Source organism: Bradyrhizobium sp. UFLA05-112 (assembly GCF_053572325.1).
Genome location: NZ_JBANBK010000046.1, coordinates 1 through 12347, shown reverse-complemented (window position 1 = coordinate 12347; position 12347 = coordinate 1). Strand labels below are relative to the sequence as shown.

Genomic DNA, 12347 nt, shown 5'->3' with positions numbered 1-12347 from the left:
TCAATCCAGACGTCCGCCGGCGTTGAGATGACCACGAATCTGGTCGGCGTAGCGGCCGAAGGCGGCGGTCGCCGTGTCCGAAATTCCGCGCGGTCTCGCCAAGTCGATCGCAATGTCCGCACGGATCTGCCCAGGTCTTCCGCTCATCACGAGAACCCGGTCAGACAGAAGAATTGCCTCGGGGACCGAGTGAGTAACGAAGACAATTGTCTGCCGCTGCTCCAGCCACAATTGCTGCAATTGCATGTTCAGCGTTTCGCGAGTCAGAGCATCGAGCGCCCCGAACGGTTCATCCATCAGCAGCATCGTCGGATCGTTGATCAGCGCGCGAGCTATGCCCACGCGCTGCTGCATTCCTCCCGACAGCTCAAACGGATAACTCTTCGCAAAGTCGGACAGTTGCACCGTCTCCAGCAACGTCCGCGCCCTTGCTTCGGTCTTTTTCCGGTCGCGGCGATGAACAATTCCAGGAAGCATCACATTGCCGAGCACCGTGCGCCACGGGAAAAGCACAGGCGACTGAAACACCGTGCCGATCTCTCTGCGCGGGCCGCGAACATCGTCTCCGTCGATGAGAATCTGACCTTCGGAGGGACTATCAAGGCCACCGATCAGACGAAGAAGGCTGCTTTTGCCGCAGCCGGAAGGCCCGACGATGGATATGAACTCGCCCGCGAGGACGTCGAAAGTAACCTCGGTCAACGCACAGACCGAGCCGCGCTTGGACTGGAAGCGCTGCTCGACGGAACGAAGACTGATCGTACTGGAGGGCATGAGTCTTGCCGACGGAGAAGAATTGGCGCCGGTCTTACGTTCTCCGGATTCCCTCCGCCAGATGTTCTTGAAGTAAAGAATATCCTGCTAAATTGGCCGGACGTCTCGCGTCGCAATCCAATGTAAGAGGTCGCAATGCAAGCATGAAATTACCGCGGCCAATCGTCCTCCGACGCCGCTCGCGCTCCACCGCATCGGCTGAACCCAGATTGTCTGGCGCGAAACGTCTCGATGCTGTCGACGAAATTGATGCGGCTCGACTCGCTTCGCAGCAGCCAACCTTGCTGCAGCAGCCAACGACGCGATCGGGCGTCCCCTACTCCGCCATCTCGACGGGCTGCGCGCTAGCTGGTCCGGCGAGCGGCCGCTCCTCCATCAGGATCAGGCAGAGCGAGGCGAGAGCCATCATCGCGGCCGCCGCGCCGAAAACGTAGCGGAACGCCATCATCATGTCGGCCGAGGGAATCGCGTTGATCGCGCCATGATGCTCGCCGGCGAGCGGGATGTCGGCGCCGAGCGAGATCAGCAGGATCGCCGCAAACGCTGCGACCGTGAACGAGGACATCAGCGAGCGGAAAAAGTTCATCGCGCCGGTGATGGTGCCGACCTGGGCTCGGGCGACCGAATTCTGCAGCGAGACCACGCAGACCGGGAAGGTCGTACCGAGGCCCAGCGCGAACGCGGCCATCAAGACCAAGAGAGCCCACAGCGGCAACGTGAGGAACGTGAGTCCCAGTCCGCACAGCGCTGCCCACGATGTACCGACGACGGCGACGCGCTTGTAGTGCTTGGCGCGCGCCATGGTGCGGCCGGCGATTGCCGCACCGCAGGTCGAGACCGCCGCGAGCGGAATCAGCGCAAGTCCGGCCTCGCTGGCGCTGAGATGGTAGACGGACTCATAGTAGAGCGGGAGCTGCACGGTGAGACCGGTCATCGCGCCGAGCGCGCAGCCGCCGGCGGTGAGCGCGTAGGGCGCGACCGTACCGCTGAGCAGCGGCAACGGCAGGAACGGCTCGTCCGCCTGCAGCGCGTGCCACACGAAGGTCACGGCGAGCGCGACCGCGGCGCCGATCATCGCAATCACGGTCGGCGAGAGCCAGGGGTAGCGGGTGCCGCCCCAGGTCAAGACCAGCATGAAGACAACCGCGGACGCCATCAGCAAGACGCCGCCGAACCAGTCGACCTTGCGCTTGCGATGGAAGACCGGGATCCTGCCCATCTTCGGCAGCAGCAGCGCGAGCGCTGCGGCTGCGAGCGGCAGGTTGATCCAGAAGATCATCGACCAGTGCAGATGCTCGGCGAACACGCCGCCGATCACGGGACCGAGGATGCCGCCGACCATCCAGACGCTGGAGAAATAGGCCTGGTACTGGCCGCGCTCGCGCGGGCTAACCACGTCGGAGATCACGGTCTGCACCACCGGCATGATGCCGCCGCCGCCAAGGCCTTGCAGGCCGCGCGCCAAAATCAGCATCGGCATGTTTGGCGCTACCGCGCAGAGGATCGAGCCGGCCACAAAGAGGCTCAGGGAGGTTATGAGCATGGCGCGGCGGCCGTAGATGTCGCTGAGCGTGCCGAACACCGGCGCCACGGCGGTGCCGGCCAGCAGATAAGCCGTGATCACCCAGGAGAGGTTTGAGACGTCGCGGAACTGGCGTCCGATGGTCGGCAGCGCGGTCGCCACGATGGTCTGGTCGAGCGCCGCCAGGAACATCGTCAGCATCAGGCTGATGACGATGGTGCGGACTTCGTCCGCGGTCAGCGGCGCCGGCGGAGCGATGGAGGGGGCGTCGTCGACGCTCAAGACCTCGGTCGGAAGGCGGGACAGCTCTTCGGCGATGTCGTCGGACAAAGCCCTGATGTCGGCAGTCGCGTGGCTCTGCCGTTCGAACTTGTTCATTTCGGACGTAGTTCTTGTTGCGGCGCAACGCCGCGATGGAATCGTTCTATGAACTGCAATGTACGCAGCAAATCCTCATCGAGGCAGGCACCTCGATGCATGGGAGCATCCCGTCCCCGGGTCATCCCGAAGACGTGATCGGTTCGAAGACGGGAACGCAGGTGGCCTTGTCAGGCCTTGGGCCGCCTCCTCAGCCGCGCCCGCTTCGGCAGCAGCGCCGGCCACTCGACGATGTGATCCTCGAGCTCCTCGTCCGGGATCTCGTCCTCGCTGCCCTCGACCCGGCCACGCACGGAGACGCCCGCTTCATGCACGGTATTGGGATCGCCTGAGATCAGCGGGTGCCACCAATAGAGGTCGCGCCCTTCCGCGACGAGCCTGTAGCCGCAGCTCGGCGGCAGCCAGTTCAGGGTGCGGACATTGGCCGGGGTCAGGCGCACGCAATCCGGCACCTTCTCGGACCGATTCGGGTAGTCCTTGCAGGCGCAGGTGCCGGCATCGAGCAGCTTGCAGCCGACATGGGTGAAATAGATGTCCCCGGTGTCCTCGTCCTCGAGCTTGTTCAGGCAGCAGCGCCCACAGCCGTCGCAGAGGCTCTCCCATTCAGCCTCCGACATCTGCTCCAATGTCTTGGTTTTCCAGAAGAATCCTTCCTGGCCTGAAGGTCGTTTGGGAGCTGCGGTCATTGCGTCTTCAACTGGTTTCATAAGACAATCGGCCAAACCATCTAGGGCGCGGGCCGATGACGCTGCAAGTAGCGCCGTGGACGTTCCGTAAAGATGCGGGGCCAATTAGGCCTGTCGTTCAAAATCGCGAGCGTGACCATTGGTTTATGGCCCCCGCTCGGCTAGAACAACCTGCGAGTCCCCCCGAAGGACGCAATTGGGCGCCTTGGGTTTGCCGCAACGTTCCCGCAAGACGTCTCGATGCCGCCCCGGCCGGGTGCTTGAACGCTTTCGAACCGAGCCTCAAGGGTTCTAGGTGCGCCAGATCATACCACCGCATTGGAAGAGCAAGGCCCGGAATTTCTTCCTGGACCTCGATGCGCGCATCGACTCCTCGCTGTTCTCCTCGGCCAAGGGCATCCGCGAGCTCTACGAGCGCTACTCGACCTTCATGGACCGCTTCTATGTCGGGCGGTGGAAGCGCTGGGTATTCATCGAGCCGCTGTCGGAGGCCGCTACCCTCGGTCTCGGCGGCCTGGTCCTGCTGCTCACCCTCGCCATCCCCGCCTTCCGCGAGACGGCGGATGAGGACTGGCTGAAGAAGTCCGACCTCGCCGTGACCTTCCTCGACCGCTACGGCACCCCGATCGGCAGCCGCGGCATCAAGCACAACGACTCGATCCCGCTGGAAGATTTTCCGGACGTGCTGATCAAGGCGACGCTCGCCACCGAAGACCGCCGCTTCTACGATCATTTCGGCATCGACATCGCCGGCACCGCGCGCGCCCTCGTCACCAACGCCCAGGCCGGAGGCGTCCGCCAGGGCGGCTCCTCGATCACCCAGCAGCTCGCCAAGAACCTGTTCTTGAGCAACGAGCGCACCATCGAGCGCAAGATCAACGAGGCTTTCCTCGCGGTCTGGCTGGAATGGCGGCTGACCAAGAACGAGATTTTGAAGCTGTATCTGGACCGCGCCTATATGGGCGGCGGCACCTTCGGCGTCGACGGCGCGGCGCATTTCTACTTCAACAAATCCGCTCGCGACGTGACGCTTGCGGAAGCCGCGATGCTCGCCGGCCTGTTCAAGGCCCCGACCAAGTACGCGCCCCACATCAACCTGCCCGCCGCCCGCGCCCGCGCCAACGTGGTGCTCGACAACCTCGTCGATGCCGGCTTCATGACCGAGGGCCAGGTGTTCGGCGCCCGCCGCAACCCGGCCTTCGCAGTCGACCGCCGCGACGAGGCATCGCCGAACTACTATCTCGACTACGCCTTCGACGAGATGCGCAAGCTCGTCGACACCTTCCCGAAATCCTACACCGAGCGCGTCTTCGTGGTCCGCACCGCGATCGACACCAACGTGCAGAAGGCCGCGGAAGACGCGATCGAGAACCAGCTCCGTCAGTTCGGCCGCGACTATCACGCGACGCAGGCCGCGACGGTCGTCGCCGATCTCGACGGTGGCATCCGCGCCATGGTCGGCGGCCGCGACTATGGCGCAAGCCAGTTCAACCGTGCGACCGACGCCTATCGGCAGCCCGGCTCGTCGTTCAAGCCCTATGTCTACACGACGGCGCTGCTGAACGGGTTCACGCCGAACTCGAAAGTGGTCGACGGCCCGGTCTGCATCGGGAACTGGTGTCCGCAGAACTATGGCCACTCCTATTCCGGCTCGGTGACGCTGACGCAGGCGATCACCCGCTCGATCAACGTCGTGCCGGTGAAGCTCTCGATCGCGATGGGCGGCAAAGAGGGCCCGAGAGCGGGCCGCGCCAAGATCGTGGAGGTCGCCCGCCGCTTCGGCATCAAGGCGCCGCTGCCCGACACGCCGTCATTGCCGATCGGATCCGATGAAGTCACCGTGATCGAGCATGCCGTGGCGTATGCGACCTTCCCCAACAAGGGCAAGGCCGTGACCCCGCATTCCGTACTTGAAGTGCGCACCGGTGGCGGCGACCTGGTCTGGCGCTGGGACCGCGACGGTCCGAAGCCGCGGCAGGCCATTCCCGCGAACATCGCGGCCGACATGGCCGGCATGATGAGCCACGTGGTGAGCGAAGGCACCGCGCGCCGCGCCGCGCTCGACGGCATTCCGACCGCGGGCAAGACCGGCACCACCAACGCCTATCGCGACGCCTGGTTTGTCGGCTACACCGGCAACTTCACCTGCGCGGTCTGGTACGGCAATGACGACTACTCGCCGACCAACCGCATGACCGGCGGCTCGCTGCCGGCGCAGACCTGGCACGACATCATGGTCGCGGCACATCAGGGCGTCGAAGTCCGGGAGATTCCCGGCATCGGCATGGGCCAGAAACTGCCGCCGCAGCCGGTTGCCGCCAACGCACAGGCCAATGCGGCGCCGAAGGTGCTGGAGACCAAGCCCGGTCCGCCGCCGATCCTGACCAAGCGCGGCGCCGATATTCTGGTGCGGGTGGAGAAGCTGCTCGACGACGCCGCCAAGACCACGACCAAGACGACGTCCGACGACACGGCGAAGCCGGCCAAGCCCGCCTCGCCGTCGAGCGCGCTCGCCTTCCCGCAGAACTATGCGGCGGAGGAGAACGCGACCTCGTCCGGCCCGCGCAAGAACTGACCTGATCCCATGCGGCTGATCATCATCACATTGACGGCCCTTCTGCTCGCCACCGCGGTCGGCGTCGGCGCGACCTGGATGACGACGACGCGCGGCACCGACATCGGCGCGCTCACGATCGGCGCATGGACGGCGCGCCCGCGCACCGGCACCGCCGACGTCGACCCCTATTCGCGCGCCACCATCGTGCGCAACGGCGAGCTGCCGATCGGCACCGGCGACGGCGTTGCGTTCACCGCGACCACCGACGACAAGAAGAAGGCGCTCGACGGCCGCTGTGACATCGTGGTCTCCGGCGTGACCCCGCCGGCGCGGTTCTGGACGCTGACGCTCTATGACCGCAAGGGCCATCTCGTCGCCAACTCGCTGCAGCGCTACGGCTTCACCAGCCAGGAAATCGTCCGGCAGTCCGATGGCTCGTTCGAGATTCACATCGCCTCGCGCTCCCGCGCTGGCAACTGGCTGCCGACCGGCGGCATCGAGCGCTATGCGCTGATGTTCCGCCTCTACGACACGCCCGTCGGCGTTGCCACGCGTACCCAGCGCGACGCGCCGATGCCGCAGATCGCGACGGTGGGCTGCCCATGATCCGGCTCGCGTTCACGATCCTCGCCGGCGTCCTGCTCGGCCTCATCGTTCACCTCGTCAGCGTGCTGGCGCTGCCACGGATCGCGACCCAGGACGCCTATTCGCGGCTGACGCCGATGACGAAGGAGAACGCGGTCACACAGCTGCCGCTCGCCGATCCCAACACCTCGCCGATGCCGTTCATGGACCCGGCCTTTGCGCTGGCGATCTGCCGTTACGATCTCTCCGGCGGACCCTTGAAGCTGAAGGTGCCGGTGAGCCAGGCCTATACTTCGGTGTCGTTCTACACCCGCAACGAGATCGCCTATTACGCCATCAACGACCGCTCCGCCGGCAAGAAGGTGATCGAGCTCGACCTGATGACGGAAGCCCAGCACAATGCGCTGCCCGAGGACGAGGAGGTCACGGCGGCCGACCGGCTGATCATCGATTCCCCGAGCGCGACCGGCCTGATCGTCATGAAGGCGCTCGCCGCCGAGCCCGGCCTGATGCCGCAGGCCCAGGCCTCGCTGGCGGCCGCGAGCTGCGCGCCGCAGACCGACGCCCCCACCAAGGCCGAGGCCCCGCGCGGGCGGCGGTGAGCGGCCCGTCGGCAGCCGTTATCAAAAATCTGGAAAACAACCCCATGTACAGTAGCCGCGGGCCGGAGAACCGGGCCTGATTGGCTCGGTCCGGGTCGTCAGTCCAACCCGTAACCGAACGCAACCGGCTGACCCAGTGTACGACATGCCAACCGCACTGACGCCGCTTTGAAGGCATTGGGTCAAGGTGAAGAACCGGAAGCATCCAGCGATGCAGCTCACCCTGTCCTGTGGCCCGGTGCGGTCCCGCTGAGATGACGCCGTACCTTATTCGATCCCCAACGAGGAAATGCAAAAAGGGCGATGCTGGATCGGCGCGGCCCAACCAGGTGACCCCAGAGTCGTTTGAACCATGCCACATGGCCCGTCCCTCCCCTACCGTCGGCGCGATGCACAGAGCCCACATAGCGTGGACGCACCGTGGTAGTCCTTCTATCGGAGGGACCATTGGCCTCGTCGCTCACACGCCCGGCCGAAGGATCCTCATCCTTCGGGCGGATGACGCCGTGCACGCGTGGTTCGTCGTCGTGACTATCCGTCTCGGGGGCGGCGCGCTGATCCTGCACGGGTACGACGAGCTTCACTTCCTGATCTGGATCGCGTTCATTTGGTTCGCGCCGGGCGCGCTCCTGCTCGGTTACAGGAGTGAGCACCTGTGACCTCGCAGCCGAGCTTGCAGTCTGCATGTTTGCGCTATGATGCAGACAACGACGCGCCGTTTCGATTTCGGCATCGCTGGCGCCGTGACTTCGTGCCCACGTCTCAGCTGCCGCTTCCGAGTATTTGGCGACATAGAAACGTACCACGGCGCAAGAGACACCAGCTGTGGCCGTTTGGCTGAGCGCAATCAATGCTACAAAAGCTGGGATTGCTCGCCTCATCATCGCGATCCCCCGTGACACTAACGCAGCAACTTCAAACGTCTCTGCCTTGGTTCCGCTCGCCACCGCTCCTGGGATGAAGGTGCGCGGATCCCACCAGCCAGGAAAAAATGGCATCCATCCAGCTCCGCCGTCCAGTCGTTGGTAGGGAGCGCGGCGACAAATTCGGTCGGAACGTTTACAAGTTATCTATAGAATCGCACCAATGATGCATTGATTTTGCGCTAGTGATTCCCACGAAAGTTCATTCGAACAAGCGCTAAAGTTTAACAATCCCATTCTCCCGCAAGCATCCCTTCTGAGACATGAGGTTTCGGGCGGATGGGCCGCTTTGTAGCAAGAGCGGCCGCCACTCCGGTTGTGAATCGATCGCGTATCGGCCGGCGCAGGTTGAGCCCGCTCAATGCCCGAAGAGGAGATAGCTGCGGTCACCGCTCCGGCGGCTCCTGGTGTCATCGGTCCAGCCGACGGCGCGGCGATAGCTGCCCAGCGCGTCCGCCTGCTTGAGCGCAACGAGGTCGACTTGCTGGCTCTCATCCGCGAAAGGCGAGACGTAAAGCGCGTCCTCGGGACAATAGAGCTCGCAGAGGAAGCAGGTCTGGCAATCGCCCTGCCGCGCGATCACCGGAACGTCGTCGGTCTTGTCGAACACGTTGGTCGGGCACACGTTGACGCAGATGTCGCAGGACGTGCAGCGTTCGGTATCGATGACCTCGATCATTCCGCGGCCTCCGCAAAGGCCTCGGCATGCGGCCGGACCGCGGTCCAGACCTCGTCGAGACCGCCCGTCGTCACGTAGTGGCGTTGCCGGTGATCCTGATCGGGGAAATCGTCGCGGCGATGCATGCCGCGGCTTTCCTGACGCGCGAGCGCGCTGCGATACATCCACCGCGCGGTCGCAAGCATCGCTGTGCTTTCACGCGCGCGCAGCACGTCGGCCGCGCCGGCGGCGTCAGCTTCCGATGCGTCGCGCCATGCGGCGTCGAGGCGCGCCAGCGCTCCATCCAGCCGCGAAGCCTCGCGGAAATAGTTCAGCTCATACGGGAAGACTTCATCCTGGACGGCCCTCGCCAGCGCCGCCGGTTCGAACGCGCGCCGCGAGCGGCTGCGAAAACCGACCATTCCCGCTGACGATAGTTTTCGCGCGGCCGCCGTACCAGCCTGCCGCGCGTACGCCGCGGCGCCCTGCCCGGCAAGGGTCCCCGACGACATCGCCCAGGCGGCATTGTGGCTGCCGCCGCCAGTGAAACCGCCGCAGATCAGTTCGCGCGTGGCCGCATCGCCCGCCGCATAGAGTCCCGGCACGCTGGTGGCGCAGGTGTCGTCGACGATGCGCAGGCCGCCGGTGCCGCGAACGGTCCCTTCCAGCCGCAACGTCACGGCAAAACTCTCCCTGAACGGGTCGATACCGGTGCGGTCGAACGGCAGGAAGAAGTTCGGCTGCGACACGCGCATGTGCCGCTGCACGTCCTCGTCAGCCTTGTCGAGCCGGGCATAGACCGGGCCCTGAAGCAGCGCGCGGGCAATCGCCGATCGCCCGCCCTTGGACGCTGCGCCAGGAACCAAGCTGCCATCCTCATAGGTGAAGGTGGCCCAGCCGTAAAACAGCGTCTTGGTCACCGAGCCGAACGCCGGCGAGATCGCGTAAGGGTTGGAGAACTCCATGCTGCTGAACTCGGCACCGACTTCCGCGGCCATCAGATAGCCGTCGCCGGTCAGCACGTTCGATCCCAGCGTCTTGCTCAGGAACGCACAGCCACCGGTCGCGATCACCACCGCGTTGGCGCGCACTGTCCAGCGATCCTGCTTTTGCCGGCGCAAGCCGCTCGCGCCGGTAACGGCGCCGGCATCATCCACCAGCAATTCGAGCGCCGGGCTGTGATCGAGAATGGTGACGCCGGCTTGCTTGGTCCGCTTGCGCATCAGCCGCATATATTCCGGACCTTGCAACGAGTTGCGCTGCGACTTGCCGCGATCATCCACCGGATAGGGATAGCCCCATTCGGCGAGGCGATTGCTCTGCTGATAGGTGAGATCCAGCGTGCGAGCCATCCAGCGGCGATCCTGGAGATAGCCGCCGAGTTTCTCGCGGCTGGCCATCGCCGCCTCGCGCTGCGCCGGCACGGGGTCGACGTACCAGACGCCGGTGCCGGCCGCCGCCGTGGCGCCCGACGTGCCGCAAAATCCCTTGTCGGCAAGCACCACCCGCGCGCCGCGCTCGGCCGCGCTCACCGCAGCCCAGGTGCCAGCCGGGCCACCGCCGAGCACCAGCACGTCGGCATCATATTCAACGGATCCGGCCGGCGCGGACCTGCGCTCGGCGCGGTGGAGTTGGTTGGTCATCGATCACGTCTCCAGCTTATACGGTTGCAACCGGACTGCACCCTCATGCCGTGACTGGCGCCTTCCACCGCATGAAGCGCTGCTCCAGAGCCTCGAGGACAGCATTGAACGCGAGCCCGATGGTCGTGATGCCGAGGATGCCGAAATACATCTGCGGGATCAGAAAACTGTACTGGCTGTTGATGATGAGATAGCCAAGCCCCGCCTTGGCACCGACCATCTCGGAGGCGACCAGCACCAGCATGGCGGAGGCGCTGGCGAGGCGAATGCCGACGAAGATGGTCGGAAGCGCCGCCGGAAAGATCACCTTGCGGAACAGTTGCTGCGGCGTCGCGCCCATCGTCCGCGCCGACTTGATGAGGAGCGGATCGACCTGCTTCACCGCAGCGATGGTGTTGAGCAGGAGCGGCCAGGCGCAGCTATAGATCACCATGGTGATCTTCGACATCTCGCCGATTCCGAGCAGCAGGATGAACACCGGCAGCAGCGCCAACGGTGCCGTATTGCGGCACATCTCGATGAACTGCTTCAGGAGATTGCCAAGCCGGGCATACCAGCCAACGGCGAGGCCAAGTGGGACGATCAACGCAACCGAGATCAGAAATCCACTCAACGCGCGCAGCAAGCTCGCCGACACGTCGTCATAGAGTTCGCCGCTTTGCGCGAGCTGCCAGCCCGCGGCGATCACCTCCGAGAACGGCGGCAGGAATACCGGGTCGATCAAGCCGAGTCTTGGGGCGGCCTCCCACACCGACAACAAGATGATGAGCAACAAGGAGCGTTGTCCGAACCCAGACAGCGCGCGCGCGACTGCGCTGAGACGATTGACGCTCGACGACGACCGCTGGTCCGCACCGGATTGTGGACGCCCGTGCGCAAGCTCCAGCAGCGTCAGCGTCTCAAGGCTAGACATGAGCAACCTCCTTCACTTCACGTTCGACACGAGGCTTTGAGACAACGCCGCTCAATTGTCCTTGCTGGGCCTTCTGCACTTCTTCGCGAAGCAGGTTCCAGACCTCGTGCCGCACATGGCCGAACTCCGGCAGCGAGCGCACGTCGTCGGCCTCGCTGCGCAGCGAGGCCGGAACCTCGATAACCTGCTTGATCCGGCCCGGGCGTGACGTCATCACCGCTACGCGCTGGCCCAACACTACGGCCTCGTCGATGCCGTGAGTGATGAAGACGATGGTCTTGCCCGTGGCGCGCCAGATCCGCAAAAGTTCGCCCTGCAACGTCTCGCGCGTCTGCGCGTCAAGCGCAGCAAACGGCTCGTCCATCAGCAACACCTCCGGATCGTAGGCGAGGCTTCGCGCGATCGCGACGCGCTGCTTCATGCCACCGGACAGTTCGTGCGGATAGCGGCCGGCAAAGCCGGACAAGCCGACGAGATCGAGGAAGTGCCGCGCGATCTCACGCCGCTGCTGCGCCTTGAGCCCGGCGATATCGAGTCCGAACTCGACGTTTTCCACGGCGGTACGCCAGGGAAACAAAGCGTATTGCTGGAACACGATGCCGCGGTCGCGGCCGGGCCCGGTGATCGGCCGCCCGTCGAGCAGGATGCGGCCGCTGGTCGGTGTCGTCAGCCCACCCAGCAAATCGAGCAACGTCGATTTCCCGCAGCCACTCGGGCCGACCAGCGCCAGGAACTCGCCTGCGCGAACGTCGAGTGTGATGTCTTCCAGGGCGGTGAAGCGGTCCGCCGGACCGCCCCCCTCACCTCGCGTCACGAATTCCTTACGGACGTGCTCGAAGCTGATCTCGACCGGGCTGGTTTCGACTTGGCTCATCGCGCCTCCGCCGTCTTTCCCGGACGGAAGTAATTCAACTCGTTGGTGTAGATATCCGACGGTTTGAGCTGATCGGGTTTGAGAAGGCCATCCCTGACCAACCAATCGATCCACACCTGCAGCTCGGCATCACCAATGACGCCGCCCTTGGACGCAACACCGGTGCTCTTCCAATATTTGATCGGAGTGGCGTCCTCATTCCGTTTGCGCTCGGCAATGATGCGTTCGAAGC

General features: G+C 64.6%; 11 protein-coding genes and 1 pseudogene. 4 read left to right on the top strand and 8 right to left on the bottom strand.

The features are described 5' to 3' along the window. From SO180_RS24790 to SO180_RS24780, 3 genes are all read right to left on the bottom strand, one after another. Nucleotides 1-774 carry an ABC transporter ATP-binding protein gene (locus SO180_RS24790; protein WP_449381461.1) on the bottom strand — a complete coding sequence of 258 codons (774 nt, stop codon included), beginning with the start codon at nucleotides 772-774 and terminating at the stop codon, nucleotides 1-3. Nucleotides 775-1090: 316 nt separating this feature from the next. Next, nucleotides 1091-2674: an MDR family MFS transporter gene (locus SO180_RS24785; RefSeq protein ID WP_449381460.1), complete on the bottom strand. Its 1584-nt coding sequence runs from the start codon at nucleotides 2672-2674 to the stop codon at nucleotides 1091-1093. Between the two features lie 170 nt (nucleotides 2675-2844). Next, the gene (locus SO180_RS24780; RefSeq protein WP_449381459.1) at nucleotides 2845-3360 is read right to left on the bottom strand and encodes a YcgN family cysteine cluster protein; all 516 of its coding nucleotides are present in this window, start codon (nucleotides 3358-3360) and stop codon (nucleotides 2845-2847) included. Nucleotides 3361-3655: 295 nt separating this feature from the next. On the opposite strand from SO180_RS24780, the gene SO180_RS24775 reads away from it, so the two are divergent. The 4 genes from SO180_RS24775 to SO180_RS24760 all read left to right on the top strand — a co-directional run bounded on the left by SO180_RS24775 (nucleotide 3656) and on the right by SO180_RS24760 (nucleotide 7763). Continuing rightward, complete coding sequence (locus SO180_RS24775) at nucleotides 3656-5935, top strand: transglycosylase domain-containing protein (protein ID WP_449381458.1); 2280 nt, start codon at nucleotides 3656-3658, stop codon at nucleotides 5933-5935. A 9-nt stretch (nucleotides 5936-5944) separates the two neighbouring features. Then, nucleotides 5945-6523, top strand: coding sequence for a DUF1214 domain-containing protein (locus SO180_RS24770; protein ID WP_449381457.1), 579 nt, complete (start codon nucleotides 5945-5947; stop codon nucleotides 6521-6523). Next, nucleotides 6520-7104, top strand: coding sequence for a DUF1254 domain-containing protein (locus tag SO180_RS24765; protein WP_449381456.1), 585 nt, complete (start codon nucleotides 6520-6522; stop codon nucleotides 7102-7104). The genes SO180_RS24770 and SO180_RS24765 overlap by 4 nt, the downstream gene beginning before the upstream one ends. Nucleotides 7105-7610: 506 nt before the next feature. After that, the gene (locus SO180_RS24760; RefSeq protein WP_449381455.1) at nucleotides 7611-7763 is read left to right on the top strand and encodes a hypothetical protein; all 153 of its coding nucleotides are present in this window, start codon (nucleotides 7611-7613) and stop codon (nucleotides 7761-7763) included. Nucleotides 7764-8385: 622 nt separating this feature from the next. Here SO180_RS24760 and SO180_RS24755 read toward each other — a convergent pair. The 5 genes and pseudogenes from SO180_RS24755 to SO180_RS24735 form a co-directional block, all read right to left on the bottom strand. Further along, nucleotides 8386-8706 carry a 4Fe-4S binding protein gene (locus tag SO180_RS24755; RefSeq protein ID WP_449381454.1) on the bottom strand — a complete coding sequence of 107 codons (321 nt, stop codon included), beginning with the start codon at nucleotides 8704-8706 and terminating at the stop codon, nucleotides 8386-8388. Further along, the gene (locus SO180_RS24750; RefSeq protein WP_449381453.1) at nucleotides 8703-10328 is read right to left on the bottom strand and encodes an FAD-dependent oxidoreductase; all 1626 of its coding nucleotides are present in this window, start codon (nucleotides 10326-10328) and stop codon (nucleotides 8703-8705) included. The genes SO180_RS24755 and SO180_RS24750 overlap by 4 nt, the downstream gene beginning before the upstream one ends. Nucleotides 10329-10371: 43 nt before the next feature. Next, nucleotides 10372-11241, bottom strand: a complete 870-nt coding sequence (locus tag SO180_RS24745; protein ID WP_449381452.1) for an ABC transporter permease — start codon at nucleotides 11239-11241, stop codon at nucleotides 10372-10374. Continuing rightward, nucleotides 11234-12115 (bottom strand): ABC transporter ATP-binding protein, encoded by an 882-nt coding sequence (locus SO180_RS24740; protein WP_449381451.1) that lies wholly within the window; start codon nucleotides 12113-12115, stop codon nucleotides 11234-11236. The genes SO180_RS24745 and SO180_RS24740 overlap by 8 nt, the downstream gene beginning before the upstream one ends. After that, nucleotides 12112-12347 (bottom strand): annotated as a pseudogene (locus tag SO180_RS24735) (ABC transporter substrate-binding protein); the annotation flags it as partial. The pseudogene SO180_RS24735 and the gene SO180_RS24740, both read right to left, overlap by 4 nt.